The sequence below is a fragment of the Arthrobacter sp. MDT2-34-1 genome, assembly GCF_059091365.1.
Genome location: NZ_JBNHGO010000001.1, coordinates 1,315,298 through 1,339,733, shown reverse-complemented (window position 1 = coordinate 1,339,733; position 24,436 = coordinate 1,315,298). Strand labels below are relative to the sequence as shown.

The 24,436-nt window shown below is 65.9% G+C and carries 34 protein-coding genes and 1 pseudogene; 28 read left to right on the top strand and 7 right to left on the bottom strand.

The features are described 5' to 3' along the window. Positions 1-8: 8 nt before the first annotated feature. The 20 genes from rplB (at position 9) to AC5RVV_RS06075 (ending at position 11,985) form a co-directional block, all read left to right on the top strand. Positions 9-848 (top strand): 50S ribosomal protein L2, encoded by an 840-nt coding sequence (gene rplB / locus AC5RVV_RS06170; RefSeq protein WP_493979217.1) that lies wholly within the window; start codon positions 9-11, stop codon positions 846-848. Positions 849-860: 12 nt separating this feature from the next. Beyond that, positions 861-1,142: a 30S ribosomal protein S19 gene (gene rpsS / locus AC5RVV_RS06165; RefSeq protein ID WP_074701289.1), complete on the top strand. Its 282-nt coding sequence runs from the start codon at positions 861-863 to the stop codon at positions 1,140-1,142. 38 nt (positions 1,143-1,180) lie between these two features. Beyond that, positions 1,181-1,546: a 50S ribosomal protein L22 gene (gene rplV, locus AC5RVV_RS06160; RefSeq protein ID WP_136784918.1), complete on the top strand. Its 366-nt coding sequence runs from the start codon at positions 1,181-1,183 to the stop codon at positions 1,544-1,546. Next, on the top strand, positions 1,547-2,380 hold the full coding sequence (gene rpsC, locus AC5RVV_RS06155; protein ID WP_494000477.1) for a 30S ribosomal protein S3: 834 nt from the start codon (positions 1,547-1,549) through the stop codon (positions 2,378-2,380). Next, entirely contained in the window at positions 2,381-2,797 is a 417-nt protein-coding gene (rplP, locus tag AC5RVV_RS06150) for a 50S ribosomal protein L16 (RefSeq protein WP_493979215.1), read from the top strand. 2 nt (positions 2,798-2,799) lie between these two features. Then, the gene (gene rpmC / locus AC5RVV_RS06145) at positions 2,800-3,144 is read left to right on the top strand and encodes a 50S ribosomal protein L29 (RefSeq protein ID WP_493979214.1); all 345 of its coding nucleotides are present in this window, start codon (positions 2,800-2,802) and stop codon (positions 3,142-3,144) included. Then, positions 3,141-3,440: a 30S ribosomal protein S17 gene (rpsQ, locus tag AC5RVV_RS06140; RefSeq protein ID WP_494000476.1), complete on the top strand. Its 300-nt coding sequence runs from the start codon at positions 3,141-3,143 to the stop codon at positions 3,438-3,440. The genes rpmC and rpsQ overlap by 4 nt, the downstream gene beginning before the upstream one ends. A 379-nt stretch (positions 3,441-3,819) precedes the next feature. Further along, positions 3,820-4,188 (top strand): 50S ribosomal protein L14, encoded by a 369-nt coding sequence (rplN, locus tag AC5RVV_RS06135; RefSeq protein ID WP_127511069.1) that lies wholly within the window; start codon positions 3,820-3,822, stop codon positions 4,186-4,188. A gap of 3 nt (positions 4,189-4,191) precedes the next feature. Then, positions 4,192-4,557: a 50S ribosomal protein L24 gene (gene rplX, locus AC5RVV_RS06130; RefSeq protein ID WP_493979212.1), complete on the top strand. Its 366-nt coding sequence runs from the start codon at positions 4,192-4,194 to the stop codon at positions 4,555-4,557. Next, a complete protein-coding gene (gene rplE / locus AC5RVV_RS06125; RefSeq protein ID WP_493989348.1) occupies positions 4,557-5,126 on the top strand; it encodes a 50S ribosomal protein L5 in 570 nt (189 codons plus the stop codon). Before rplX ends, rplE begins: the two co-directional genes overlap by 1 nt. An 82-nt stretch (positions 5,127-5,208) precedes the next feature. Then, entirely contained in the window at positions 5,209-5,607 is a 399-nt protein-coding gene (rpsH, locus tag AC5RVV_RS06120) for a 30S ribosomal protein S8 (protein WP_136784914.1), read from the top strand. An 18-nt stretch (positions 5,608-5,625) separates the two neighbouring features. Further along, positions 5,626-6,162, top strand: coding sequence for a 50S ribosomal protein L6 (gene rplF / locus AC5RVV_RS06115; RefSeq protein WP_494000475.1), 537 nt, complete (start codon positions 5,626-5,628; stop codon positions 6,160-6,162). Positions 6,163-6,165: 3 nt separating this feature from the next. Then, a complete protein-coding gene (rplR, locus tag AC5RVV_RS06110; protein WP_127511074.1) occupies positions 6,166-6,549 on the top strand; it encodes a 50S ribosomal protein L18 in 384 nt (127 codons plus the stop codon). Beyond that, positions 6,546-7,262: a 30S ribosomal protein S5 gene (gene rpsE, locus AC5RVV_RS06105; RefSeq protein WP_493989347.1), complete on the top strand. Its 717-nt coding sequence runs from the start codon at positions 6,546-6,548 to the stop codon at positions 7,260-7,262. Before rplR ends, rpsE begins: the two co-directional genes overlap by 4 nt. Continuing rightward, on the top strand, positions 7,262-7,474 hold the full coding sequence (gene rpmD, locus AC5RVV_RS06100; RefSeq protein WP_127511076.1) for a 50S ribosomal protein L30: 213 nt from the start codon (positions 7,262-7,264) through the stop codon (positions 7,472-7,474). The genes rpsE and rpmD overlap by 1 nt, the downstream gene beginning before the upstream one ends. Positions 7,475-7,476: 2 nt before the next feature. Continuing rightward, entirely contained in the window at positions 7,477-7,932 is a 456-nt protein-coding gene (gene rplO, locus AC5RVV_RS06095; protein ID WP_493979208.1) for a 50S ribosomal protein L15, read from the top strand. Between the two features lie 196 nt (positions 7,933-8,128). Next, positions 8,129-9,442, top strand: a complete 1,314-nt coding sequence (secY, locus tag AC5RVV_RS06090; RefSeq protein WP_493979207.1) for a preprotein translocase subunit SecY — start codon at positions 8,129-8,131, stop codon at positions 9,440-9,442. Next, on the top strand, positions 9,439-10,014 hold the full coding sequence (locus AC5RVV_RS06085; protein WP_494000474.1) for an adenylate kinase: 576 nt from the start codon (positions 9,439-9,441) through the stop codon (positions 10,012-10,014). The genes secY and AC5RVV_RS06085 overlap by 4 nt, the downstream gene beginning before the upstream one ends. A 31-nt stretch (positions 10,015-10,045) precedes the next feature. Further along, positions 10,046-10,873: a type I methionyl aminopeptidase gene (gene map / locus AC5RVV_RS06080; RefSeq protein WP_494000473.1), complete on the top strand. Its 828-nt coding sequence runs from the start codon at positions 10,046-10,048 to the stop codon at positions 10,871-10,873. Positions 10,874-11,139: 266 nt separating this feature from the next. Beyond that, positions 11,140-11,985, top strand: coding sequence for a metal-dependent hydrolase (locus tag AC5RVV_RS06075; RefSeq protein WP_494000472.1), 846 nt, complete (start codon positions 11,140-11,142; stop codon positions 11,983-11,985). Positions 11,986-12,056: 71 nt separating this feature from the next. On the opposite strand, the gene AC5RVV_RS06070 is transcribed toward AC5RVV_RS06075, so the two are convergent. After that, positions 12,057-13,643: an HNH endonuclease gene (locus AC5RVV_RS06070; RefSeq protein WP_494000471.1), complete on the bottom strand. Its 1,587-nt coding sequence runs from the start codon at positions 13,641-13,643 to the stop codon at positions 12,057-12,059. Positions 13,644-13,896: 253 nt separating this feature from the next. Here AC5RVV_RS06070 and AC5RVV_RS06065 point away from each other — a divergent pair, with 253 nt between their 5' ends. The 7 genes from AC5RVV_RS06065 to rplQ all read left to right on the top strand — a co-directional run bounded on the left by AC5RVV_RS06065 (position 13,897) and on the right by rplQ (position 18,351). Next, the gene (locus AC5RVV_RS06065; protein WP_494000470.1) at positions 13,897-14,943 is read left to right on the top strand and encodes a P1 family peptidase; all 1,047 of its coding nucleotides are present in this window, start codon (positions 13,897-13,899) and stop codon (positions 14,941-14,943) included. A gap of 220 nt (positions 14,944-15,163) precedes the next feature. After that, on the top strand, positions 15,164-15,385 hold the full coding sequence (gene infA, locus AC5RVV_RS06060; protein WP_005267757.1) for a translation initiation factor IF-1: 222 nt from the start codon (positions 15,164-15,166) through the stop codon (positions 15,383-15,385). Positions 15,386-15,462: 77 nt separating this feature from the next. Beyond that, positions 15,463-15,576, top strand: a complete 114-nt coding sequence (rpmJ, locus tag AC5RVV_RS06055) for a 50S ribosomal protein L36 (RefSeq protein WP_005267758.1) — start codon at positions 15,463-15,465, stop codon at positions 15,574-15,576. A 160-nt stretch (positions 15,577-15,736) separates the two neighbouring features. Then, positions 15,737-16,111, top strand: a complete 375-nt coding sequence (gene rpsM / locus AC5RVV_RS06050; RefSeq protein ID WP_493979201.1) for a 30S ribosomal protein S13 — start codon at positions 15,737-15,739, stop codon at positions 16,109-16,111. A gap of 46 nt (positions 16,112-16,157) precedes the next feature. Further along, positions 16,158-16,559: a 30S ribosomal protein S11 gene (gene rpsK, locus AC5RVV_RS06045; RefSeq protein ID WP_005267760.1), complete on the top strand. Its 402-nt coding sequence runs from the start codon at positions 16,158-16,160 to the stop codon at positions 16,557-16,559. A gap of 158 nt (positions 16,560-16,717) precedes the next feature. Further along, positions 16,718-17,722, top strand: a complete 1,005-nt coding sequence (locus tag AC5RVV_RS06040) for a DNA-directed RNA polymerase subunit alpha (protein ID WP_493979200.1) — start codon at positions 16,718-16,720, stop codon at positions 17,720-17,722. 65 nt (positions 17,723-17,787) lie between these two features. Then, complete coding sequence (rplQ, locus tag AC5RVV_RS06035) at positions 17,788-18,351, top strand: 50S ribosomal protein L17 (RefSeq protein WP_494000469.1); 564 nt, start codon at positions 17,788-17,790, stop codon at positions 18,349-18,351. Between the two features lie 218 nt (positions 18,352-18,569). Here the strand turns inward: rplQ and AC5RVV_RS06030 are convergent. Next, positions 18,570-19,247 (bottom strand): annotated as a pseudogene (locus AC5RVV_RS06030) (cytochrome c oxidase assembly protein); the annotation flags it as partial. A 65-nt stretch (positions 19,248-19,312) separates the two neighbouring features. Further along, positions 19,313-19,867: a DUF2243 domain-containing protein gene (locus tag AC5RVV_RS06025; RefSeq protein ID WP_494000468.1), complete on the bottom strand. Its 555-nt coding sequence runs from the start codon at positions 19,865-19,867 to the stop codon at positions 19,313-19,315. A gap of 174 nt (positions 19,868-20,041) precedes the next feature. On the opposite strand from AC5RVV_RS06025, the gene AC5RVV_RS06020 reads away from it, so the two are divergent. Next, a complete protein-coding gene (locus AC5RVV_RS06020) occupies positions 20,042-20,974 on the top strand; it encodes a tRNA pseudouridine synthase A (protein ID WP_494000467.1) in 933 nt (310 codons plus the stop codon). A 184-nt stretch (positions 20,975-21,158) separates the two neighbouring features. Here AC5RVV_RS06020 and AC5RVV_RS06015 read toward each other — a convergent pair whose 3' ends face one another. The 4 genes from AC5RVV_RS06015 to AC5RVV_RS06000 are packed head-to-tail and all read right to left on the bottom strand — an operon-like array spanning position 21,159 to position 24,370. Continuing rightward, positions 21,159-21,542 (bottom strand): flagellar assembly protein FliW, encoded by a 384-nt coding sequence (locus AC5RVV_RS06015; RefSeq protein WP_494000466.1) that lies wholly within the window; start codon positions 21,540-21,542, stop codon positions 21,159-21,161. Continuing rightward, positions 21,539-22,423: a flagellin N-terminal helical domain-containing protein gene (locus AC5RVV_RS06010; protein WP_494000465.1), complete on the bottom strand. Its 885-nt coding sequence runs from the start codon at positions 22,421-22,423 to the stop codon at positions 21,539-21,541. Before AC5RVV_RS06010 ends, AC5RVV_RS06015 begins: the two co-directional genes overlap by 4 nt. Positions 22,424-22,452: 29 nt before the next feature. Beyond that, entirely contained in the window at positions 22,453-23,874 is a 1,422-nt protein-coding gene (flgK, locus tag AC5RVV_RS06005; RefSeq protein WP_494000464.1) for a flagellar hook-associated protein FlgK, read from the bottom strand. Between the two features lie 10 nt (positions 23,875-23,884). After that, positions 23,885-24,370 (bottom strand): flagellar protein FlgN, encoded by a 486-nt coding sequence (locus AC5RVV_RS06000; protein ID WP_494000463.1) that lies wholly within the window; start codon positions 24,368-24,370, stop codon positions 23,885-23,887. Positions 24,371-24,436 lie beyond the last annotated feature (66 nt).

The following is a 24,436-nucleotide window of genomic DNA, read 5'->3' as shown; positions in this document are numbered from 1 at the left end:
AATGAACTATGGGAATCCGTAAATACAAGCCGACTACACCGGGCCGTCGCGGCTCGAGCGTAGCCGACTTCGCTGAAATCACGCGATCGACGCCGGAAAAGTCGTTGCTGCGCCCGCTGACCAAGTCAGGTGGACGTAACAACTCCGGCAAGATCACTACCCGCCACAAGGGCGGCGGACACAAGCGCCAGTACCGTCTGATCGACTTCCGTCGCCACGACAAGGACGGCGTGCCCGCCAAGGTCGCTCACATCGAGTACGACCCGAACCGCACCGCGCGGATCGCCCTGCTGCACTACGTTGATGGCACCAAGCGCTACATCCTGGCTCCGGCCAAGCTGAAGCAGGGGGACACGGTCGAGGCCGGCGCCAGCGCCGACATCAAGCCGGGCAACAACCTGCCGCTGCGCAACATCCCCGTCGGTACGGTCATCCACGCCGTGGAGCTGCGCCCGGGCGGCGGTGCCAAGATGGCCCGCTCCGCCGGTGCCTCCGTGCAGCTGGTGGCCAAGGAAGGCAAGTACGGCCAGCTCCGGCTGCCGTCCGGCGAAATCCGCAACGTTGATGTGCGCTGCCGCGCAACCATCGGCGAGGTGGGCAACGCCGAGCAGTCCAACATCAGCTGGGGCAAGGCCGGCCGCATGCGCTGGAAGGGCGTCCGCCCGACCGTCCGCGGTGTGGCCATGAACCCGATCGACCACCCGCACGGTGGTGGCGAGGGCAAGACCTCCGGTGGCCGTCACCCGGTCAACCCGAACGGCAAGCCCGAGGGCCGCACCCGCCGCCCGAACAAGGAAAGCGACCGCCTGATTGTGCGTCGCCGTCGTACTGGCAAGAACAAGCGATAGGAGCCTGGGAACATGCCACGCAGCCTGAAGAAAGGCCCCTTCGTCGATCAGCACCTCTTCGTGAAGGTAGCTGCAGAGAACGAAAAGGGCACCAAGAACGTCATCAAGACGTGGTCCCGCCGTTCGATGATCGTGCCCGACATGCTCGGACACACGATTGCCGTACACGACGGACGCAAGCACATCCCGGTGTTTGTCACTGAGTCGATGGTCGGGCACAAGCTCGGCGAATTCGCCCCGACGCGGACCTTCCGCGGCCATGTGAAGGACGACCGCAAGGGCAAGCGCCGCTAGGCGCTGCTCTTACGGCAGAAGACGAGAGAAGGAAAGCAATGGAAGCCAAGGCTATTGCGCGCCATATTCGCGTGACGCCTATGAAGGCCCGGCGCGTCGTCAACCTTGTTCGTGGCAAGCAGGCGAATGAGGCTCTGGCAATTCTGAAGTTTGCCCCGCAGGCAGCTTCGGAGCCGGTCAGCAAGGTACTCGCGTCGGCAGTCGCCAACGCCCGCGTTATCGCGGACCGCGACGGCGTCGCCTTTGACGAGAGCGACCTGTACATCAGCGAAGCATTCGTAGATGAAGGCCCCACCATGAAGCGGTTCCAGCCGCGCGCCCAGGGGCGTGCCTACCGCATCAAGAAGCGGACCAGCCACATCACGCTTGTTGTCGCTACCCCGGAGAAAGAGGAGGACCAGTAAGTGGGACAGAAAGTAAACCCGCACGGATTCCGACTCGGTATCACCACCGACCATGTCTCCCACTGGTTCGCTGACAGCAACAAGGCCGGCCAGCGCTACAAGGACTTTGTCCGCGAGGACGTGAAGATCCGCCAGCTGATGTCCACGGGCATGGACCGCGCGGGCATCGCGAAGGTTGAGATCGAGCGTACCCGTGACCGCGTGCGTGTGGATATCCACACCGCCCGCCCCGGCATCGTGATCGGCCGCCGCGGCGCCGAAGCGGACCGCATCCGCGGCGAGCTGGAGAAGCTCACCGGCAAGCAGGTGCAGCTGAACATCCTCGAGGTCAAGAACCCGGAGATCGAAGCGCAGCTGGTTGCCCAGGGCATCGCCGAGCAGCTGACCTCCCGCGTGGCCTTCCGCCGCGCCATGAAGAAGGCTATGCAGTCCGCCACCCGCGCCGGCGCCAAGGGCATCCGTGTCCAGTGCTCCGGTCGCCTCGGCGGCGCCGAAATGAGCCGCTCGGAGTTCTACCGCGAAGGCCGTGTGCCCCTGCACACGCTGCGGGCGAACATCGACTACGGCTTCTTCGAGGCCAAGACCACGTTCGGCCGCATCGGCGTCAAGGTCTGGATCTACAAGGGCGACGTGACCGCGAAGGAACTGGCGGCCCAGCAGGCTGCCGCTCCGTCCTCGCGTGGCCGCGGCGACCGTCCGGGCCGCCCTGCCGGTGGCGAGCGCCGTCGTCGTAATGACCGTGCTGCCGCTCCCGCCGCAGGCGAGGGCGCAGCCAAGGCCGAGGCACCTGCCGCTGAGGCAGCAGCGCCGGCGGCAGAAGGAGGAGAAGCTTAAATGCTTATCCCACGTCGAGTTAAGTTCCGTAAGCAGCACCACCCGGGTCGTTCCGGCGCTGCTTCCGGCGGCACCGAGGTCAGCTTCGGCGAGTGGGGTATCCAGGCTCTGACGCCGGCATACGTCACCAACCGCCAGATCGAAGCGGCCCGTATTGCGATGACCCGCCACATCAAGCGTGGCGGCAAGGTTTGGATCAACATTTATCCGGACCGCCCGCTGACCAAGAAGCCGGCCGAAACCCGCATGGGTTCCGGTAAGGGTTCGCCGGAATGGTGGGTCGCCAACGTCAAGCCGGGACGGGTTCTGTTCGAACTGTCCGGTGTCAATGAAGAGGTAGCTCGCGAGGCCCTGCGCCTGGCGATCCACAAGCTGCCGTTGAAGGCACGCATTGTGCGTCGCGAAGGTGGTGAATAGAAATGGCAGTTGGTTCAAAGGAACTGGCAACCGATCAGCTCGAGACTTTCGATAAGGACCGTCTCGCAGAGGAGCTGCGCAAGGCCAAGGAGGAGCTGTTCAACCTCCGTTTCCAGTCCGCCACCGGTCAGCTGGAAAACCACGGCCGCCTGAAGGCCGTCAAGCGGGACATCGCGCGCATCTACACCGTGCTGCGTGAGCGCGAGCTGGGCATTCGTCCCGAGGTCGTTGCTTCTGCGGAGGCTCCGGTCGAGGAGAAGAAGGCCAAGAAGGCTAAGAAGTCTGACAAGGCCGAAGCCGAAACCGCCGGGACCGAAACCCCCGCTTCGGAGGATGAGGCCAAGTGAGCGAAAACACGAACAAGGATGCAACTGTGGAAGAAGCCACTCCGGCTCGCGGTTACCGTAAGACCGCCCGCGGCTACGTCGTCTCGGACAAGATGGAAAAGACCATCGTGGTCGAGGTTGAGGACCGCGTGAAGCACGCGCTGTACGGCAAGGTGATCCGCCGGACCGAGAAGCGCAAGGCCCACGACGAGCAGAACTCCGCCGGCATCGGCGACCTGGTTCTGATCGCCGAGACCCGGCCGCTGTCCGCCACCAAGCGGTGGCGCCTGGTCGAGATCATCGAAAAGGCCAAGTAGGACCTACGTCCTGCGCGGGGCCCGCCTGCCGAGCGGGCGGGCCCCGCACCCTTAAGTTTCCCTTCCGGCACCATGGATCCCGGTCCGCCGGAGCAGCCGGAAGGGTTTGGAAGGGTCCGTGGTTTCGGCCGCAGACCCTTTGAAAAGCACAAGCCCCTGGCCGTGATTTCACGTCCGGGGTGTCTTGGTCATAAACTAGTAATCTTGCCTGTGCCGTTTGGAAAGACCATCCATCCTTCCGCATGGACAGAATAGGCAAATTCCCGCAACCGCCTTCGGACCGCACACGCGTGCGGCCAGGGGGAGTTACGGTGCGGGCTACCCATATCCGTTCCGCAAGGCTCAGCAATGAGAACCGGCGCGACGACAGGAGTAATAAGTGATTCAGCAGGAGTCGCGACTGAAGGTCGCCGACAACACGGGTGCCAAGGAAATCTTGACCATCCGCGTTCTCGGTGGATCCGGCCGTCGCTACGCAGGCATTGGCGACACCATTGTTGCCACCGTCAAGGATGCAATTCCCGGCGGCAACGTCAAGAAGGGTGACATCGTCAAGGCTGTCATCGTTCGCACCAAGAAGGAACGCCGCCGTGCGGATGGTTCCTACATCAAGTTCGATGAGAACGCAGCCGTGATCCTCAAGAACGACGGCGACCCCCGCGGTACCCGTATCTTCGGCCCGGTCGGCCGTGAGCTTCGCGACAAGAAGTTCATGAAGATCATCTCGTTGGCTCCGGAGGTGCTGTAGTCCATGGCTAAGTACAAGATCAAGAAGGGTGACCTGGTTCAGGTCATCACCGGTGCCAAGGCTGAGCGCGGCGGCGACCGCGGCAAGCAGGGCAAGGTCCTGAAGGTGTTCACGGAGTCCAACCGGGTGCTGGTCGAAGGCGTTAACCGCGTCACCAAGCACACCAAGGCCGGGCAGTCGGAACGCGGCACGAAGACCGGTGGCATCGAGACCGTTGAGGCCCCGATCCACATCTCGAACGTGGCGATTGTCGATCCCGAGACCAAGAAGCCGACCCGCGTTGGCTACCGCACCGAAACCGTCGAGCGTGATGGCCGTGAGCGCACTGTGCGCATCCGCGTGTCCAAGGCCTCCGGGAAGGACCTCTAATGACTGAGACTGTCACCAAGATCGTCCCCCGCCTGAAGACTCGCTACGCCGGCGAGATCAAGCAGGCTCTGCGGGACGAGTTCAAGTACGAGAACGTGAACCAGGTTCCCCGCCTGGTCAAGGTCGTAGTCAACATGGGTGTTGGAGATGCCGCCAAGGACTCCAAGCTCATCGACGGCGCCGTGCGCGACCTGACCCAGATCACCGGTCAGAAGCCGCAGATCACCAAGGCCCGCAAGTCCATCGCCCAGTTCAAGCTGCGCGAAGGCATGCCGATCGGCGCCCACGCGACGCTGCGCGGCGACCGCATGTGGGAATTCGTGGACCGCCTGGTCACCCTGGCCCTGCCCCGTATCCGCGACTTCCGCGGCCTCAACGGCAAGCAGTTCGACGGCAACGGCAACTACACCTTCGGTCTGACCGAACAGTCCATGTTCCACGAGATCGATCAGGACAAGATCGACCGCGTGCGCGGTATGGATATCACCGTAGTAACCACTGCAAAGACCGATGACGAGGGCCGCGCGCTGCTGAAGGCGCTGGGCTTCCCGTTCAAGACCGAAGATTAATTAGCTACGTGAAAGGTCCCGCCCCGGCGCCCAGCGCTGACCGGAGCGAGGAAACCGTTACGAGGAAGGGCAAGAGCCCACAATGACTATGACAGATCCTGTCGCAGACATGCTCACGCGTCTGCGCAACGCCAACTCGGCATACCACGACTCTGTGTCGATGCCGTACAGCAAGCTCAAGGCTCGCGTCGCCGACATCCTGAAGGCCGAAGGCTACATCGCCGGCTGGAAGGAAGAAGAGGCCGAGGTTGGCAAGAAGCTGACCCTGGAACTCAAGTTCGGTCCGAACCGCGAGCGTTCCATTGCCGGCATCCGCCGCATCTCCAAGCCCGGTCTGCGCGTTTACGCGAAGTCCACCAACCTGCCGCACGTACTCGGTGGCCTGGGCATCGCAATCCTGTCCACCTCTTCCGGGCTGATGACTGATCGTCAGGCCGGCAAGAAGGGCGTGGGCGGCGAAGTCCTCGCTTACGTCTGGTAACGGAAAGGAAGAGATTAAATGTCACGTATTGGACGTCTCCCCATCACCGTTCCCGCAGGCGTTGAGGTCAAGATCGACGGCAACGTCGTCTCCGTCAAGGGCGCCAAGGGCGAGCTGAGCCACACTCTGGCTTCGCCCATCACGGCCTCCCTGGACGAGAACACCATCACCGTCTCCCGCCCGAACGACGAGCGCGAATCCCGGTCCCTGCACGGCCTGACCCGCACGCTGATCAACAACATGATCGTCGGCGTCACCGAAGGCTACAAGAAGAACCTCGAGATCGTCGGCACCGGTTACCGCGTGCAGGCCAAGGGCTCGGACCTCGAGTTCGCCCTCGGCTTCAGCCACCCGGTGGTCGTCAACGCACCCGAGGGAATCACCTTCGCCGTGGAGGGCGCCACCAAGCTCTCCGTTTCCGGTATCAACAAGCAGCAGGTCGGCGAAGTTGCTGCCAACATCCGCAAGCTGCGCAAGCCCGACCCCTACAAGGGCAAGGGCGTTCGCTACGCCGGCGAGCAAATCCGCCGCAAGGTCGGAAAGGCTGGTAAGTAAACCATGGCGATCAGCATTAATAAGAAGCGGACCTCGAAGTCCAAGTCCGCAGCACGCGGCCGCCGCCACCTGCGCGTCCGCAAGCGCATCACCGGTACCGCGGTCCGTCCGCGCCTGGTGGTCAACCGCTCCGCACGCCACATCTTTGTCCAGGTTGTCGATGACAGCAAGGGCATCACCGTGGCTTCCGCTTCCACCATGGAAGCCGACCTGCGGGCGCTCGACGGCGACAAGTCCGCCAAGGCAAAGCGCGTCGGTGAGCTCGTTGCCGAGCGTGCCAAGGCTGCCGGTGTTGAGGCCGTGGTCTTTGACCGCGGCGGCAACCGGTACCACGGCCGTATCGCAGCGGTTGCCGACGGCGCACGTGAAGGTGGGCTGGCACTGTGACCGCTGAGAACAACGAAAAGGAAACTCAGGTGACTGAAGCAACTGAGACCGCTGCCGCGGGATCCGCTGAAACCACCGCTGCTTCCGGCCAGGAGGACCGCCGCGGCGGCCGTCGTGGCGAACGCGGTGGCAGCGACCGTGGTGGCAACGACCGTGGCGGCCGCGGCCGTGGCCGCGACAACGCCCGCGACGCCGAGAAGGACAAGTTCCTCGAGCGCGTCGTCACCATCAACCGCGTGTCCAAGGTCGTCAAGGGCGGCCGCCGCTTTAGCTTCACAGCCCTGGTAGTTGTCGGCGACGGCAACGGCATGGTCGGCGTGGGCTACGGCAAGGCCAAGGAAGTTCCGGCGGCGATCGCCAAGGGCGTGGAAGAGGCCAAGAAGTCCTTCTTCCGCGTGCCGATCATCGCCGGCACCGTCCCGCACCAGGTGCAGGGCGAAGCCGCTGCAGGCGTTGTCATGCTGCGTCCGGCTGCTGCCGGTACCGGTGTGATCGCCGGTGGCCCGGTCCGCGCCGTGCTCGAGTGCGCCGGTATCCACGACGTGCTCTCCAAGTCGCTCGGCTCGGCCAACGCGATCAACATTGTGCACGCAACAGTCGATGCGCTGCGTCGCCTGGAGGAGCCCCGCTCCGTGGCTGCCCGCCGTGGCCTGCCCCTGGACGAGGTTGCTCCGGCTATCCTGCTGCGCAACATGCAGAAGGCAGGTGCGTAATGACCACACCCAAGAATCTGACTCCGTCGGATGCGCAGTTGGAAATCACGCAGATCAAGTCCGTCATTGGCGGCAAGCAGAACCAGCGCGACACGCTGCGTTCACTGGGCCTGAAGCGCATCGGACACACCGTTGTCCGCAGCGCCGATGCAGTGACCGTCGGCATGGTCAACACTGTTTCTCACCTGGTGAAGGTTGAGGAGGCGAAGTAAAGATGGCAGAAGAGAACAAAACTCTGAAGGTCCACCACCTGCGTCCTGCCCCCGGTGCCAAGACCGCCAAGACCCGTGTCGGTCGTGGTGAAGGCTCCAAGGGCAAGACCGCCGGTCGCGGTACCAAGGGTACGAAGGCCCGTTACCAGGTCAAGGCTGGCTTTGCCGGCGGCCAGCTGCCGCTGCACATGCGCCTGCCGAAGCTGCGCGGCTTCAAGAACCCGTTCAAGGTGGAATTCCAGGTCGTAAACCTGGACAAGCTCAACGAGCTGTTCCCCGAGGGCGGCGAAGTGACCGTGGACGCCCTGGTGGCCAAGGGTGCGGTTCGCAAGAACCAGCCCGTGAAGGTCCTGGGCACCGGCGACATCACCGTCAAGGTCGATGTGAAGGTTGACGCCTTCTCCGCCAGTGCCGCTGAAAAGATCGCCGCCGCCGGCGGCACCGTGACGGCGCTCTAGCAGCCCGTGACTGGTGGGGTCTTTTAGCAGCCTCTGACTGAACTCGTGGTGGCCGGTTTATGCCGGCCGCCACGAGTTCAGCCGCTTTAAGGCACACCACGTATTCTTAACCCGTTTAATGCGAACGGGCCGAGCCGATAGACTCGGATCTTGTGACTTGCCGCGCAGCGGCATCAGAAACTTCTTGGGAGGACGCTTGCTTAGCGCAATTGGCCGGGCATTCCGGACGCCGGACCTGCGGCGCAAGTTGCTGTTCACGCTCGGCATCATGACGGTCTACCGCATGGGCGTCTTCATCCCCGCCCCCGGCGTGGACTACGGCAACGTGCAGCAGTGTCTGGCGCTGGGCAACACCAGCGGCGGGCTGTACCAGTTCGTCAACCTCTTCAGCGGCGGTGCGCTGCTGCAGGTGTCCATCTTCGCCCTCGGCATCATGCCGTACATCACCGCCAGCATCATCGTGCAGTTGCTGCGCGTCGTCATTCCCCGGTTCCAGGAACTGCATCAGGAAGGCCCGCAGGGCCAGTCCAAGCTCACGCAGTACACCCGTTACCTGACCATCGCGCTGGGCCTGCTCAACGCCACGACGCTGGTGTCGCTGGCGCGGACCGGCGCCCTCCTGGGGGACTGCCCGGTCCCGATCATCCCCGAGGACAACCTGGTCACGATCTCCCTGATCATCCTGACCCTGACCGCAGGCACCGGCCTGATCATGTGGATGGGCGAGCTGATCACCGAAAAGGGCGTCGGCAACGGCATGTCCCTGCTGATCTTCATCTCCATCGCCGCCGGTTTCCCGAGCTCGCTCGGCGAGATCTGGAACACCCAGGGCGTGAACGTGTTCCTGGGCGTGCTGATCGTCGGCCTGCTGACCGTCGCCGCGGTGGTCTTCGTGGAACAGTCGCAGCGCCGCATCCCCGTGCAGTACGCCAAGCGCATGGTGGGACGCCGCACGGTCGGCGGCACCAGCACCTACATTCCGATCAAGGTGAACATGGCCGGTGTCATCCCGGTAATCTTCGCGTCGTCGATGCTGTACCTGCCGTCCCTGATCGCCCAGTTCAACACGCCGGCCGACGGCACCACCGCGCCGCCGGAGTGGGTCAACTGGATCAACACCTACCTGGTCAGCGGGGACTCGCCGTTCTACATGGCGGTCTACTTCGCCCTGATCGTCTTCTTCACCTACTTCTACGTGGCCATCACATTCAACCCCGAGGAAGTCGCGGAGAACATGAAGAAATACGGCGGCTTCATCCCGGGCATCCGGGCCGGCCGCCCCACGGCCGAGTACCTGCAGTACGTACTGGCCAGGATCACGCTGCCCGGCGCGCTCTACCTGGGCATCGTCTCGCTCATCCCGCTGATCGCCCTGGTACTGATCAACGCCAACCAGAACTTCCCGTTCGGCGGCGTCTCCATCCTCATCATGGTTGGTGTGGGCCTGGAGACCGTCAAACAAATCAACGCTCAACTACAGCAACGTCACTACGAAGGACTTCTGCGATGACACAAATGCTCATTATCGGCCCGCCCGGATCGGGCAAAGGCACCCAGGCCTCCCGCATCTCCGACCGGCTGGGCATCGTCGCGATCTCCACCGGAGACATCTTCCGCGCCAACGTGAAGGAAGAGACGCCGCTCGGCGTCGAGGCCAAGAAGTACATCGACAAGGGCGAGTTCGTGCCGGACAGCGTCACCAACAACATGGTGCGCGACCGGTTGAAGCAGCCCGACGCCGCCGACGGCTTCCTGCTGGACGGCTACCCCCGCACCGGCGGCCAGGTCGACGAGTTGGACAGCATCCTGGCCGAGGCCGGCTCGCAGCTGGACATCGTGCTGCAGCTGACCGCCGACGACGAGGAGCTGGTCAAGCGCCTGCTCGGCCGCGCCGCGCAGGAAGGCCGCAGCGACGACAACGAAACCGTGATCCGGCGCCGGCTGGCCCTGTACCACGAGCAGACGGAGGCCGTGGTGAGCCGTTACGCTGACCGCGGGATCGTCGCGACCGTTGACGGCATCGGCGACATCGACGAGGTCACCGAGCGCATCATGTCCGCGCTCAAGTCCGTCACGGCCTGACACCCCGCCAGACAGTTAGAAGAGGCAGCCCATGGCCTTCGGCCAGCCCAGCATCGAATACAAGACCAAGGACCAGATCCGGAAAATGCGGACCGCCGGCCTGGTGGTCAGCCGCGCCCTGGACGCTGCGGTTGCCGCAGCCGTCCCCGGCGCGACGACCGCGGATGTGGACGCGGCCTTCGAAGCGGTGCTGGACGAGGCCGGGGCCAAGAGCAATTTCAAGGGCTACCACGGCTTCCCCGCAACGGTCTGCGTGTCCGTCAACGAGGAAGTGGTCCACGGAATCCCGGGCGGCAAGGTGCTCGGCGACGGAGACATTATCTCGATCGACGGGGGCTGCAGCATTGACGGCTGGCACGGCGACTCCGCCCGCGGCGTGATCGTGGGCACCGCCGATCCGGAAGACCAGCGGCTGTCCGACGTCACGGAGGAGGCCATGTGGCACGGCATTGCCGCCCTCGCCACCGGCCACCGCGTGGGCGACATCGGCAACGCCATCGACGACTACGTCTCCTCGGTGCCGGGCAAACCGTTGGGCATCCTGGAGGACTACGTGGGCCACGGCATCGGCACCGCCATGCATCAGGCCCCGGACGTGCTGAACTACCGGACGAACCACCGCGGCCCGAAGATCCGTCCCGGGCTCTGCCTGGCCATCGAACCCATGCTGGTGCGCGGGGACATCGAGACCAAGGTGCTGGACGACGACTGGACCGTCGTGACCACGGACGGCTCGCGGTCCTGCCAGTGGGAGCACACCGTGGCAGTGCACGACGGCGGCATCTGGGTTTTGACCGCCGAAGACGGGGGAGCGGCCAGGCTGGCTCCGCTGGGGGTTACCCCGGTACCGCTGGACTAGACGCCCGCTGCCACACCCTTGGCCTGACGTCATCGAAAGGCCGGGCCCGCTGGATCCATCGTCCAGCCGGCCCGGCCTTTCGCGGTTAATCCGCAGCCCGCAGCCACGATCCCGGGCCCTGCGGCCAGCCGACTGGCTCCGCACCCTGATCCCGGCTCGTCGCGGCCAGCCGACTGGCTGCGCCCGGACACCGCACCACCCAACCCTGGCCCGTCAGTCGATAGGCTGCGCGCGGACACCACCCTCCCGAAAGGACCTTGCCCATCATGATGGGAGCCCACCACGCCCTCTCCGGCGCCGCCGCCTGGATCGCGGTCACCAGCCAGGTCCACATACCGCTGGATGCCCTGACGACGCCGATGGGCTGGGGCGGGCAGAGCCTCACCCTGGGCTGGGGGCTGCTGGACGTGGGACCGCTTGGTCTGATCACCGGTGCCATGGTGACCGCCGGCGCCGCACTCGTCCCGGATGCCGATCACCGCCACGCCACCATCGCCCGCTCGTTGCCGCCGCTCTCCAATGCGGTCTGTGCCGGTATTGGCGCTGTGGCCGGCGGGCACCGCAGGGGCACCCACTCGCTGATCGGCCTGGCGGCGTTCGTCGCGATCGCGTGGGTCGCCGGGCTCTGGACTGCCGAGACCGAGCGGTTCGGCACGGTCTACCCGGGCGCCGGTATTCTGTGCGTGTTGCTGGTGGCCTTTGCCGCCAAGGCCCTGAAGTTCCTGCCCGACGGGCTGCAGAAAATTCCGTGGGCCGTCGGCCTGTCTGTGGCGGTCTTCATCGCCCTGTACGCCCCGGAACAGCACAACTGGTTCCCGCTGGCCATGGGCATCGGCGTCGTCACGCATGTGCTCGGCGACATGCTGACCACCGGGGGAGTGAACCTGCTGTGGCCGCTGCGAATCAAGCCACCCAAGGTGTGGCGTAGGATCCCGCTGCTCAACGCCATCTGGCGGCGGAACGGCTACTTCGCCCTGCCGCTGCTGGGCAATGCCGGTTCGGCACGCGAGTGGGCGCTGCTGGTCCCGGTCAGCGCCTATGTGGTGGTCCTACTCCTCGGGGCGTGCCTCGACGTCGGGCAGCAGAGCCTGGTGGCCATCGGGGCCGGCTAGCTGCTAATCGCCGGATTCGAGAAGAGTGTGAGGGCTGCACCGAGCGGCCACGAGCGCCAACGGGCCGGCCGCTAGGCCGCTTTCGTTCCGGGCGGAGGCGTGCCCGGCGGTGGCGGCGCGGTGTTGATGTAGGTGTGCCCGGTGGGGGTCGTGGTTTCGACCTGGTGCAGGGGCCCGCCGACTGTCCGGCTGGACCAGCCTTCGGCTTCTTTGTCCTGGTTACAGCGTTCGCACAGGCCCTGTCCGTTGGTAATGGTGGTTTTCCCGCCGTCGGACCAGGCGACGATGTGGTCGATGTGCCGGATCGGGGCGTCGCACCAGGGGCCGGAGCAGACCTGGTCGCGGGCGATGACCATCCGGCGTAGTCCGGCCGGGAACCTGCGGGCTTTCGAATCCATACCGAGTAGTTGCCCGGTGCCGCGGGCGGTGTAGAGGCGGCGGATCCAGACGTCCGCAACGCCGCCGGGTTTCAGCTCTTTGCTGCGTCGGGCGGTCTGCCGTGCGGTCTTCCAACCAGGTTCGGTGCCTGCCGGCGGCGCATTCCGCTCGGGCGCTTGGCCCGGCGGCTCCTGGCCGGTCAGCGTTCCTGCCGGTGCTCTTTGGCCGGCTGGCCTCTTGCCGGCCAAGCCCGCTGCGTGGCCGACGCCGGCCTTGGCGTGGCCGGTAGATACGGGCGGGTTTTGCGGGAGGCGGATGAGGTCCCGGGCGTATTGGGCCGGGACGACGCCGTAGCCAGTGAGCCAGGCCGGTTCGCTGTCGCCTTGGAGCAGGGCGCGGTCCGTCATGACGAGCTGTATTTCGGTGCGGGCCGGGTCGGCGGTGGAGGCACCGGTGACGCGTTCGAACATGGTGTCGGCCATGGCCTGGCCGCGAGTCCTGGCGTCGCCGTTGTTGCGCAACCGGTCGGCTTCGCGGTGCAGCGCGGCCATCAGGGCCACGCCCTGGACGACGGGCAGCAGTGTCCGGACGGCCACCATGGTGTCGGGTTGGGGGCGGGCGGAGACGTGCCGGTCGGCTTCGGCTCTCGCGGCGCGGTTCACCACGGCGCGGGGGTCCAAACGGTAGGCGATCCGTTTGGCCTCGGCTTCGAGTTGCCGGTTGCCCAGCCCGTGCAGGCGGGCCGGGTTGCCGGCCAGTTCCTGGTCCACCGCGGCCCGGTCTTCCTTGGTCAGGCACGCGGCTTCGCGGACCAGGGTCGCTGCGCGCCACTCGTTCAGATGCCCGGTGGCCAGGGCGCTGAGGGTGTGAGGCATTTCGGTGACAAGGATCTTCGCGACGCCGAGCATGAGCGCGGCGCGGTGCGGGGATTCCCGCCGCGCCAGCCCGATCTGCTTCGCGATGCCCTGGCCCTGCCGGTTCTTCGGGACCCCGGCGGCGGCGCGCCGGGCCCGCGTGGCCTCATCCAGGGCTACCTGCAGCTTGGCCTGGGCGGCGGCCGCCGCGTCCTTGGCGTTTTCCAGCGCGGTGATCCGGTCCACCAGGTCCTGTTCGGAACCGAGCAGGTCGACCCGGGCCAGGGCGCCGGCGAAGGCATCGATCCCGGGCGTCCCGACCGGGCCACCGCGTTCGGCGTGCGCAGGCCGCGCTCCGCGCGCTGCTTCGCGTGCCTCGGCTGCTTCGGGTGCTGCTGGTGGCTCGGGTCCGGCCGGATCAAACATGTCGGCGTCTCAATCTTCGGCGTGCCCGCGGCACGGCAACGACTACGAGAGGTCATGGAACAAGGTCCACAGACGCCGCCGGGCCCCCCGCCCCGATGGCCAACGATGCTGCTGAACTACTAAGAACAGGCTATTAGCCGGGTACGACAGTTTCGGAACCCGCAGCGGACCGGTGGGCAGGGGGAACTGCGGACCGTGCTGGACGCTGCGCCTCATCCTTGCCCATCCTCATCCTCCGGGCGAGGATGAGGCCATGGCTTCTTCCATTACCGACGTGCCCGGCGTCCGCGTGGGCCAGGTCCAGAAGATCGGCGACGGCTGGCTCACCGGCGTCACCGTGGTGCTGCCGCCCGCCGGGACGGTCGGCGCAGTGGATGTCCGCGGGGGCGGGCCGGCCACGCACGAGACCGACGCGCTTGAGCCCACCACGCTGGTGCCCACTGTGGATGCCGTGGTGCTCGCCGGGGGCAGCGCCTTCGGGCTGGTGGCCGCGCACGGCGCGCAGCGCTGGCTGGAGGAGCAAGGGCGCGGCTTCCGCACCCAGAATGCGGTGGTGCCGATCGTTCCGGCCGCTGCCCTTTATGACCTGGGCCGCGGCGGGGACATCAGGGCGCGGCCTGATGAGCAGATGGGGTACGACGCCGCTGCCTCCGCCGGCGCGATGGAGGACTTTGGTGTGGTGCAGCGGGGCAATGCGGGCGCCGGCACCGGGGCTGCCATGGGCTTCCAGCAGTACAAGGGGGGAGTGGGGACCGCCTCGCTGCGCATGGGCGGCGCGAACGAGGGAATCGTGGTCGGCGCGCTCGCGGTGGCCAATGCCGCCGGCAATCCGTTCCATGGGACCAGGGGAGCATCGCCCGCGGCGCAAGCAGAAAAACCGCTTGGCACACCCGGCGCGGCAGGAGGGTCCGGAGCACCGGGAGCGGCGGGAGCACCGGGAGCGGCGGGAGCACCGGGAGGAAGCGGCTCACAGGGAGCCGGGCCGCTGAACACCACCCTGTGCGTCGTCGCCACCAACGCCGTGTTGGATCCGGCGCAGGCCAAGCGGACGGCGTCGGCCGCGCACGCCGGCCTGGCCCGGGCCGTTAGCCCGTCGCACACCCTGATGGACGGGGACGTGATCTTCGTCCTGGCCACCGGGGCGCAGCAGTTGGTGCAGGACGGGCCCATTGATCCCCGGGCGGAACTGCACGTGCTGGCCGCGGAAGCGGTCACCGCGGCCATTTGGGACGCCGTGGTGAGTGCCGAACGGGTGGAGGCGGCCGGCGTCGTACTGGAGAAGTATCCGCACCTCGGCTGAAGTCTGTCGCGCGCGGGCCCCAGGCGTTACCCGGATTTAACTTTATCCGGCTTCCGGAGTACAGTTGTCTGTTGGTTGTCTCTACTTTCATGCCCATCTTCGGGTGCATGGCGCCCGCGAAAGCCTGCCGGAAACGTACGGCTCAGTGGGAGTGTAGCGGCAAGCGAAACCCTAAAACTAGCCACCGCTCCGGCGATGGTTACTGACGTTAGCGGAGGATATGGCTAAGAAAGACGGTGTCATTGAGATTGAAGGCACTGTGCAGGAGGCTCTGCCCAATGCGATGTTCCGCGTTGAGCTGACCAACGGGCACGTTGTGCTGGCTCATATCTCGGGAAAGATGCGTCAGCACTACATCAGGATCCTCCCCGAGGACCGCGTTGTGGTGGAACTCAGCCCGTACGACCTCTCACGGGGCCGTATCGTCTACCGCTACAAGTAAAGGCTTATGCCGCAGGCAACTGCGGAAAACCGTAAGTAGTTACAAGGCAGCATCAGCTAACAACGCAAAGGAAAACCATGAAGGTCCAGCCGAGCGTCAAGCGGATTTGTGACAAGTGCCAGGTGATTCGTCGCAAGGGCAACGTCATTGTGATCTGCGAGAACCCGCGCCACAAGCAGCGCCAGGGCTAAGACTCCTGCTTCAAGCAGGGGCAGCACGCCCACGCGTAGTAACTCAAGATAAAGGCAGCGCAGCAGGGCAACCTGCACACCCCCGGCACGGAGGCCGGGGACCCGAACAACGGGGTTGCGCTGCTTCAGACCTCCGGATACAACAAGGAGAACCGCCACTATGGCTCGTCTCGCTGGCGTAGATATTCCCCGCGAAAAGCGGGTAATTATCGCCCTGACTTACATCTACGGCGTGGGTAAGACCCGTGCAGAGCAGGTTATCGCGGAGACCGGCATCAGCCCGGAAACCCGCGTCAAGGACCTCACCGACGCTGAGCTCGTGCAGCTGCGTGACTTCATCGAGGGCAACTACAAGGTAGAAGGCGACCTCCGCCGCGAAGTTGCAGCCGACATCCGCCGCAAGGTTGAGATCGGCAGCTACGAAGGCATCCGCCACCGCCGTGGCCTGCCCGTCCGCGGACAGCGCACCAAGACCAACGCTCGCACCCGCAAGGGCCCGAAGCGCACCGTCGCCGGTAAGAAGAAGACCCGCTGATTCCCAGCCGGTCAGATAGCTACCAACCAACTTTGTAGGAGAAGCAATGCCCCCCAAGACTCGTGGAGCGGTACGCAAGCCGCGTCGCAAGGACAAGAAGAACATCGCGCTGGGCCAGGCGCACATCAAGAGCACCTTCAACAACACCATCGTGTCCATCACGGACCCGACCGGTGCCGTCATCTCGTGGGCCTCGGCCGGCGAGGTTGGCTTCAAGGGCTCCCGCAAGTCCACCCCGTTCGCCGCGCAGATGGCTGCCGAATCGGCCGCCAAGCGTGCCCAGGAGCACGGCCTGAAGAAGGTCGACGTCTTCGTGAAGGGCCCGGGATCCGGACGCGAGACCGCAATCCGTTCGCTGCAGGCCGCTGGCCTCGAGGTTGGCTCCATCCAGGACGTCACCCCCAGCGCGCACAACGGTTGCCGTCCGCCGAAGCGCCGCCGCGTCTAAACAGCCCAAGGATACTTTTGGCCGCCGCACAGATTCCTCCCACTTTTGCGGGAGAGTCTGTCGGCGGCCGAAAGTTCCACGCTGGAGGCTGACCAGCCGCCCTTTTCCACCAATTCGTGCTGCGTCATATAGCGGATGCTCGCTGAAAGGAAATCTAAGTGCTCATTGCACAGCGCCCCACCCTTACTGAAGAAGTAGTGGCCGATAACCGCTCCCGGTTCGTCATCGAACCGCTGGAGCCGGGCTTTGGCTACACCCTCGGAAACTCCCTCCGCCGCACGCTCCTGTCCTCGATTCCGGGGGCTGCCGTCACCAGCATCCGCATCGACGGCGTGCTGCATGAGTTCACCACCGTGCCGGGTGTGAAGGAAGATGTCACCGAGATCATCCTGAACATCAAGAACCTGGCTGTCTCCTCCGAGCACGACGAGCCCGTGGTTGCCTACCTGCGCAAGCAGGGACCCGGTGTCGTCACCGCCGCGGACATCGCGCCGCCGGCCGGCGTGGAGTTCCACAACCCGGACCTGCACATCGCCACGCTGAACGAGAAGGGCAAGTTCGAACTCGAACTGACCATCGAACGCGGCCGTGGCTACGTGTCGGCAGCCCAGAACAAGTCCGGCGACCAGGAGATCGGCCGCATCCCGGTCGACTCCATCTACTCGCCGGTGCTGAAGGTGACCTTCAAGGTTGAGGCAACCCGTGTTGAGCAGCGCACCGACTTCGACCGCCTGATCGTCGACGTCGAAACCAAGGCCTCCATTGCACCGCGCGACGCCGTCGCCTCTGCCGGAACCACCCTGGTTGAACTGTTCGGCCTGGCCCGCGAGTTGAACACCGCCGCCGAAGGCATCGAGATTGGCCCGAGCCCCACGGACGCCGCCCTGGCTGCCGACATGGCCCTGCCGATCGAGGACCTGGAACTGACCGTCCGTTCCTACAACTGCCTTAAGCGTGAGGGCATCCACACCGTGGGTGAACTCGTAGCCCGCTCCGAGGCCGACCTGATGGACATCCGCAACTTCGGTGCCAAGTCCATCGACGAGGTCAAGGCAAAGCTGGTGGAACTGGGTCTGTCGCTGAAGGATTCGCCCCCTGGGTTCGATCTGGCTGCCCGCGCCGCAGCCATCGACGAGGACGAAACCTTCGAGGACGAACTCTAAAACGCAAGAATTCTGCCGCCACGGCGCTCGGGAGCGCACAGCGGCACCATTGAGGAGAAAACATAATGCCTACCCCCGCTAAGGGTCCGCGCCTCGGAGGCGGTCCTGCCCACGAGCGCCTGATGCTCGCCAACCTGTCCGCCGCGCTCTTCGAGCACAAGCGGATCACCACCACGGTCACCAAGGCCAAGCGCCTGCGCCCGTTCGCCGAGCGCCTGATCACGTTCGCCAAGCGCGGCGACCTGGCCTCGCGCCGCCGCGTGCTGGCAGTGATCAGCAACAAGGGCATCGTGCACGAGCTGTTCACCGACATCGCGCCGGTGATGACCAACCGCGACGGCGGCTACACCCGCATCACCAAGATCGGCAACCGCAAGGGCGACAACGCCCCCATGGCCGTCATCGAACTGGTGATGGAGCCGGTGTCCCCGAAGCAGGCCGTCGTGAACGAGGCCGAGAAGGCCACGGCCAAGGCTGCCCCGGCTCCGGTCGAGGAAGAGACCGCTTCGGCCGAGTCCGCTGAATCGCCCGAGTCGGCGCAGTCCGGCGATTCCGCTGACTCTCCCGAGTCCGCAGAGTCCGCTCCGTCGGCCGAGTCCGCCGAGGAAGCTGCCGAAGAGAAGAAGTAGTTCTTCGCCTTCACTGCTTGAAGCCCGCCGTCCCCTTCCGGGGCGGCGGGCTTTTGCGTATCTTCAAGCCCCCCCATGACGACGCCGGGGCCCGCCTCGGGGGCGCGGGGTCCGGTCCCGCGGGAGCTTGGTGCGGCCGGTTCGCCGCGACGCGGTTCAGCGTCGTGGACGGGAATCGGCCGGCTGGCCAGCGGCATGCGCCGGGGCCGCCACGTCGACACCAGCGCGAAGGCCAGCAGCAGCTCGGCAACGTCTCCGCCGTAATACATCAGTTCGCCGGCAAGCCTCAGCTCGGCGGCCGGCGCCGGGACCTGGACGAACAGCCCCGCGTAGAGCAACTGGGACAGGACCGCATGGCCGGCGATGGCGACGCCCAGCACCACCAGCCGCGCCGGCACGGAGGGCCTGCGCGGTGCCGGGTCCGGCCCGGCGATCACCCAGGCGAAGAGGCAGCCGGCGGCCAGGAAGTGCAGGTGGACGGCGTGGTGCAGCAGCGGGGTGTCCGCCGCGAGGCTGTAGAGCGGCGTGAAGTACAGCCCCGCCAGCCCGCCGAGGGTGAGTACCAGCGCAGTCACGGGGTTGGCCACCAGATGGGCCGGGTGTGAGCGCAGCACCCTTCCGATCACCCTGCCGCAACGGCGCGGCACCGACCTCAGCAGCAGAGTCACCGGCGCACCAAGCACTAGGCCGATCGGCGCATACATGCCAATCAGCAGGTGCTGGACCATGTGGGCCGGCAGCCCGCCCGGCGGCAGCGGCATCAGCTGCGGCGCGAGGCCCAGCGCCAGCAACAGCGCGCCGGCGAGGAAGGAAACGGTCCGCCGGCGGCTCCAGCCGCGGTCCTCGCGGCTCCGCAGCCACGCCAACGCCAGGTAGGCGACGGCTGCCGCCGCCACGAGGGCCGGTAGCAGCACGCCGTCGAACGCGGCCGGCTGATGGTTGTGGACCGAGTGGGCGCCGATCACGCTGGTTCCCGCCCGGGGGTGCCAGCCCTCAGGTCTACCACCCGCCCGGACCGTTGCAGCAGCCAACCGCCGATCACCAGCAGTGCCCCGAAGATCAGGAAGAGAATGTCGGCCAGCATCTGGTACTCGCCGCCGATGACGTGGTGAATGGCGAGGATGTGGTGGTCGATGATCCCCTCCACGAGATTGAAGAGTCCCCAGCCGAGCAGCATCCAGCCCCAGAGGGTCCGGGATGCCCAGACCCGTCCGCGCGAGGTCGTCACCCGCGAGTACAACAGGCCCAGCCCGATCAGCACGGCCAGCCAGGTCACCGTATGGAACAGCCCGTCCCACAGCGTGTTCATCTGCAGGCCGTGGACGGTGTTCGCCGGGAACGAACCTACGTCGATGTTCGCGGTGTCCGCGCTCGTGAGCATGTGGTGCCACTGCAGGATCTGGTGCAACAGGATGCCGTCCACGAAGCCGCCGAGCCCCACCCCGAGGACGATCCCGGGCAGGGCGATCCGGCGGTTGTGATCCGTGGTGGTTGCCGTTCCGGGGCTGCCTGCCATCGCTCCTCCGAACCTCGCGGTCCCGCCCGTGTGTGCGGGCGCTGTCCCAGCAACATAGACCGAATGCCCGCCCCCGTCGACAGTCCGCCGATGCCTGGCAGGTCGCCGCCTGCAACCAGCCGCGGGCGCCGGCGGCATCCGGAGGACTCGGGGGCTCCCGGTAGCATGGAATCCATGCCTCCGACTGTTTCCCCCGTCCCAGGCCGGGACGGCGGGCCCTTGCGTGTCCGCCTGGATCTTGCGTACGACGGCGGCCCCTTCAGCGGGTGGGCCGTGCAGCCCGGCCGGCTGACCGTGCAGGGCGCGCTCGAGGAGGCGCTGGCAATCATGATCCGCCGGCCGGTCCGGCTGACGGTTGCCGGCCGCACCGACGCGGGGGTCCACGCCCGCGGGCAGGTGGTGCATTTCGACCTGGACCCGGGGGAGTGGCACGGCTTGGCCCGCGGCCGCGAGGTCGATCCCGCCGAAGCCCTGGTCCGGCGCCTGCGCGGCGTGCTGGCCAAGGTGCTCGGCGGCCGCGTCGGCGCCCCGGTACCCTATCGGGACCTTGCCGGGGCCATCGAGGTTAAGCGCGCCGTCCTCGCCCCCCACGGGTTCGACGCCCGGTTCTCCGCCCTCTGGCGCCGCTACAGCTACCGGATCGCGGACCGGGCCGAGACGTGGGACCCGCTGTCTCGCAACACCACGCTGTGGCACAAGCACGCCGTCGACGTCGATCTCCTGAACCGCGCAGCCGCCAAGCTCCTGGGCATCGGCGACTTCCTGGCGTTCTGCAAGCCCAGGGAAGGCGCCACCACCATTCGGGAGTTGCAGAAGTTCGAATTCGCCCGAGGAGCCGACGGCGTTGTCACGGCCACGGTGCAAGCCGACGCGTTCTGCCACAACATGGTGCGTGCCCTGATCGGCGCATCGTTGTTGGTGGGCAGCGGCGAGCAGGCGCCGGAGTGGCTGCGCGACCGGATGCTGGCGAAGGTAAGGGACTCGAAGAGCAAGCTGGCTCCGCCGCACCCGTTGGTGCTGGAAGAGGTGCTCTATCCCGACGGCGGCGAACTGCTGCTCCGGGCAGAGCTGACCCGGGCAAAACGCGCGGATCCGGACGAGGGGTGAGGGTGGTTGCTTCCGGCGGTTCCCCCATAAGCCGCCGGAAGCCATAACCGGTGATTCCGGATCCCCCAGCAGGTCCCTTGGACCGTGGGCATAACTCTTGCACGGTAGCCGCCGTCAGCTCAAGAGTTTCAGACGTCTGACTTCTTCAGCCGTTACCGCCGTGTCACGCGATCGGGGGGTGAAGCTAGGCGGCCTGCGGTGTCAGTTCGGCACGGAGCGGCCAGTCCTGGCCTTCCAGAATGACTTGGGCGCTGACGCCGGTGTGCACGTTGACCACGATCGGGGCCATCAGGTTCACGGTGGTGCCCGATTCGCCGGGGTTGGCCACCACCAGCACCATGGCGTCCTCGGAGGCATTGAGGTCCAGGGCGGCACGATCGTCGTCGGAAATCACGGGGGTGTACTGGTTCAGGTAGGTCGCCGCGTCCAGGACGAAGAGGCGCTTGCCCGGTTCGGCCACGGGCTGCAGGGAGTACAGGCCGGCCGCTCCCGCGATCTCGTCGAGGGTGAAATCGACCAGCGGTGCCAGTCCCGGGGGAGGGGCCACGAAGGTCAGCGCGGCGCTCATCGCAGGAAGTCCATGAGCGTCGGCTGCAGCACCCGCGCGGTTACCTGCAGGGCGGCCTGATAGGCCACTTCCTGCATCTTGAGGTCCAGGATGACCTTTCCGATATCCGGATCCTCGATTCCGGAGCGGCGGGCTTCAAGCGAAACAGCTTCGTCCAAGTTCGTCTCCTGGGCTTTCAGGATCTGGGCGTGGCGGGTGCCGACCTCGGCGCGTGCGTTGATCACTGTGTTCAGCCGGGCGTCGATGGCGTTCAAGTCTTCGCTGACGCTGCCAGTGCCGTTGAGCTTTGCGATCATCGAATCCAGCAGGGCGAAGACCGACGGGCCCGTGCCCGTGGAATCGTCGCCGAAGACCGCGGCAGCGCTGGCATCGACGCGTACCGTCTGGTGTTCCCCGGGTCCGATGCGGCGCTCGACCCCGGTGGCGTTCGGTTCGGTCACGGTGTACGGCGCGGTTGGGGGGTCTCTATACACGTCCGGTTTGTCGGAGTTCCCCGCAAACACGTTGCGTCCCAGGTACTGCGTCCGAGTCGCAGCCAACAGGCTTTCCTTGATGCTTTCCAGCTCCAGGGCGACGGCCCCGCGGGCCGTCTGCGAGATGGAACCATTGGAAGCCTGAATCGTCAGGTCGCGGGCCTTGTTGAGCAAGTCGGTGACCGTGCCCAGCGCGGAGTCGGCGGTGGTGAGCCAGCCATTGGCGTCGTCGATGTTGTGCTTGTATTGCGCGTTGGCGCGCATATCCGCACGTGTGCGCATGGAATCGGCGGTGCCCGTCGGATTGTCCGAGGGGCGGGCAATCAGCGACTCGCCGGCGGCCAGCTCCTGCAGCTTGGCAATACGCGCCATGTTGTCCTGCAGGTTGCGCTGCGCGAAGCTGCTCATCGTTTGGTTAGTGACTCGTGAAATCATGGCTACCTCCCGACCAATCCGGTGCGGTTGATCAACGTATCGAGCATTTCATCAATCGCCGTCATGACCCGAGCGGCGCCCTGGTAGGCGTGCTGGTATGTCAGCAGGTTGACGTTCTCTTCGTCCATGTCCACCGACGCGTTGGACAGTTGCAAGGTCTTGGCGGACTGTGAGGCAATATCCGCGAGGTTGGACTGCTGGAGTTCCGTTTTCGCGGCTACGCCGATGGTCGTGACGATGTTCTCCCAAACGCGGTCAGGGGAGCCAGCCCTAATGCCGACTTGGGACAACTCGTCTGCAACGGAACCATTAAGAGCGCCCTTGGCCGGATCTCCAGCCTTGAGGTCGCCTACCGTTTTGACCGCAACGATCAGTCCAAGTGCCTTGTTCGGCAGCTCGGGATCGAAACTGAAAAACTCCGGTGGGGGATCCTCGCCGGGCGCAGTTTTCGCGTAGACGCTGTTCACCGAGGCCTTCAACGTGGTGGCGAAAGTGTCGTAGCTGGCGGCGGCCTGCCGCAGCGGCCCATCTCCCTGAGCGTTGCCCAACATGGACATCGCGCCCGCGATTTCGCCGCCGTCGAGAACCACCGGCATGCCGACCCGACTCGGACTCGCCCATTCAAGCCGCACGCCTTTGGTGCCAGAGATGTCCGTATCCGAGTCCGCCGTCACGGTGATTCTCTGGGCACTGGAACCAGTCACGATCGCATTCCCGCCGATCAGCACATCCACTTGCCCGTCACTGCCGTGGCGAACCGTGGCCCCGGTGAGGGCAGCCAGCCGTTCGGTCAGCAGGTTGCGGTGGTCCATCAGCTCGTTGGCGGACCCCCGGTTGGCGACGGCAAAACGAATCTTCTCGTTGAGGTTGGCTACCTGGGACGCCGTGCCGTTGACTTCCGCGGTCATCGTGTCCACATCGGAGCGCAGGCGGGAGAACTGCTCGCGAACCTCCTGGTAACCGCGCTTGACCATGTTGGCCAGGATGTTCGCCTCTTCCAGCACCACCGCGCCGGCGGCGCCGTCATCCGGCCGGTTCGACAGGGCCTGCCAGGAAGCCCAGAACTCCTGAAGCTGCGTCGAGATGCCGTTTTGGCCCGGCTCGCGCAGCGACGCTTCCAGGCCAGACATCGTATTGGCGCGCACGGCAGAATAGCCGGCGACACCGGCCGAGAACCGGACGCGCGTGTCCAGGTGCATGTCACCCAGCCGCGCAATCGCGTCCACGGAAACGCCCTGGCCGATCTGCACTCCGCCGGTCAGCAGGCCGGTGCGGTCGAGGGCTCCGATGGACGAGGTGCTGACCCGCTGGCGGGTGTAGCCCTCGGTATTGGCGTTGGCGATGTTCTGGCCCACCACGTTCAAACCTTGGCGGGCAGCCACCAGACCGGTGTACGCGGTGTTCAGGCCGCTGAAGGTACTCACTGCGAAAACCTCAGATCGTTGTGTCGAACAGCTGGGAGCGGTTGCCCGAAAGCCCCGCCGTCCCCTGCGAGTCGTAGGTCCCGGCATCGGGATTGAAATTGGCCAGCGTTTCCTGGGTGGAGCGGGCCGCTGCACGCAGGAACTTCTCGTTCACGTCGCGCAGTTCGCGGATCTGCAGGGTCAGCTGGGTCAGCGCCTGCAGATGTCCCGTGAAGATCTCGCCCCAAGGACCCACCGGAGCCTGTTCGGTCAGCTCCCGCAGCGTGGCGCCTTCCGGCGTACCCCACTCCCGGGCCAGTGCGGCCACCTCCACCGTGCGGGCCAGGCCGGCGTCGCGCAGCCTTTCCAACACCTGTTCCACCTCCCGGGTGGCGTGCTGCAGCCACCGGGACTTGCCGGCGGTCAGGAGCAACTGCTCCTCCTCGAGTTTGAAGACCAGCAGTTCAAGAAGTTCGCGTTCGTGCCACAGCATGGCGGACAGTTCATGGGCTCCCATGTCAGGCACCTCCCCTGGTTGATTCTGCGGACACAACCCCCGCGGGTCCGCGTCAAAAGCCGCACT

Coding starts and splice junctions, on each gene's coding strand:
- rplX (WP_493979212.1), top strand. CDS start 4,192: ATGGCTAAGTACAAGATCAAGAAGGGTGACCTGGTTCAGGTCATCACC.
- AC5RVV_RS06085 (WP_494000474.1), top strand. CDS start 9,439: ATGACACAAATGCTCATTATCGGCCCGCCCGGATCGGGCAAAGGCACC.
- AC5RVV_RS06010 (WP_494000465.1), bottom strand. CDS start 22,423: ATGAGCAGCTTCGCGCAGCGCAACCTGCAGGACAACATGGCGCGTATT.
- AC5RVV_RS06075 (WP_494000472.1), top strand. CDS start 11,140: ATGATGGGAGCCCACCACGCCCTCTCCGGCGCCGCCGCCTGGATCGCG.
- AC5RVV_RS06020 (WP_494000467.1), top strand. CDS start 20,042: ATGCCTCCGACTGTTTCCCCCGTCCCAGGCCGGGACGGCGGGCCCTTG.
- rpsH (WP_136784914.1), top strand. CDS start 5,209: ATGACTATGACAGATCCTGTCGCAGACATGCTCACGCGTCTGCGCAAC.
- rplF (WP_494000475.1), top strand. CDS start 5,626: ATGTCACGTATTGGACGTCTCCCCATCACCGTTCCCGCAGGCGTTGAG.
- AC5RVV_RS06000 (WP_494000463.1), bottom strand. CDS start 24,370: ATGGGAGCCCATGAACTGTCCGCCATGCTGTGGCACGAACGCGAACTT.
- rpsM (WP_493979201.1), top strand. CDS start 15,737: ATGGCTCGTCTCGCTGGCGTAGATATTCCCCGCGAAAAGCGGGTAATT.
- rpmC (WP_493979214.1), top strand. CDS start 2,800: ATGGCAGTTGGTTCAAAGGAACTGGCAACCGATCAGCTCGAGACTTTC.
- rplB (WP_493979217.1), top strand. CDS start 9: ATGGGAATCCGTAAATACAAGCCGACTACACCGGGCCGTCGCGGCTCG.
- AC5RVV_RS06015 (WP_494000466.1), bottom strand. CDS start 21,542: ATGAGCGCCGCGCTGACCTTCGTGGCCCCTCCCCCGGGACTGGCACCG.
- rplP (WP_493979215.1), top strand. CDS start 2,381: ATGCTTATCCCACGTCGAGTTAAGTTCCGTAAGCAGCACCACCCGGGT.
- rpsK (WP_005267760.1), top strand. CDS start 16,158: ATGCCCCCCAAGACTCGTGGAGCGGTACGCAAGCCGCGTCGCAAGGAC.
- AC5RVV_RS06070 (WP_494000471.1), bottom strand. CDS start 13,643: ATGTTTGATCCGGCCGGACCCGAGCCACCAGCAGCACCCGAAGCAGCC.
- rplR (WP_127511074.1), top strand. CDS start 6,166: ATGGCGATCAGCATTAATAAGAAGCGGACCTCGAAGTCCAAGTCCGCA.
- rpsS (WP_074701289.1), top strand. CDS start 861: ATGCCACGCAGCCTGAAGAAAGGCCCCTTCGTCGATCAGCACCTCTTC.
- AC5RVV_RS06025 (WP_494000468.1), bottom strand. CDS start 19,867: ATGGCAGGCAGCCCCGGAACGGCAACCACCACGGATCACAACCGCCGG.
- rpmD (WP_127511076.1), top strand. CDS start 7,262: ATGACCACACCCAAGAATCTGACTCCGTCGGATGCGCAGTTGGAAATC.
- rplE (WP_493989348.1), top strand. CDS start 4,557: ATGACTGAGACTGTCACCAAGATCGTCCCCCGCCTGAAGACTCGCTAC.
- rplO (WP_493979208.1), top strand. CDS start 7,477: ATGGCAGAAGAGAACAAAACTCTGAAGGTCCACCACCTGCGTCCTGCC.
- rplQ (WP_494000469.1), top strand. CDS start 17,788: ATGCCTACCCCCGCTAAGGGTCCGCGCCTCGGAGGCGGTCCTGCCCAC.
- AC5RVV_RS06065 (WP_494000470.1), top strand. CDS start 13,897: ATGGCTTCTTCCATTACCGACGTGCCCGGCGTCCGCGTGGGCCAGGTC.
- rplV (WP_136784918.1), top strand. CDS start 1,181: ATGGAAGCCAAGGCTATTGCGCGCCATATTCGCGTGACGCCTATGAAG.
- rpmJ (WP_005267758.1), top strand. CDS start 15,463: ATGAAGGTCCAGCCGAGCGTCAAGCGGATTTGTGACAAGTGCCAGGTG.
- infA (WP_005267757.1), top strand. CDS start 15,164: ATGGCTAAGAAAGACGGTGTCATTGAGATTGAAGGCACTGTGCAGGAG.
- map (WP_494000473.1), top strand. CDS start 10,046: ATGGCCTTCGGCCAGCCCAGCATCGAATACAAGACCAAGGACCAGATC.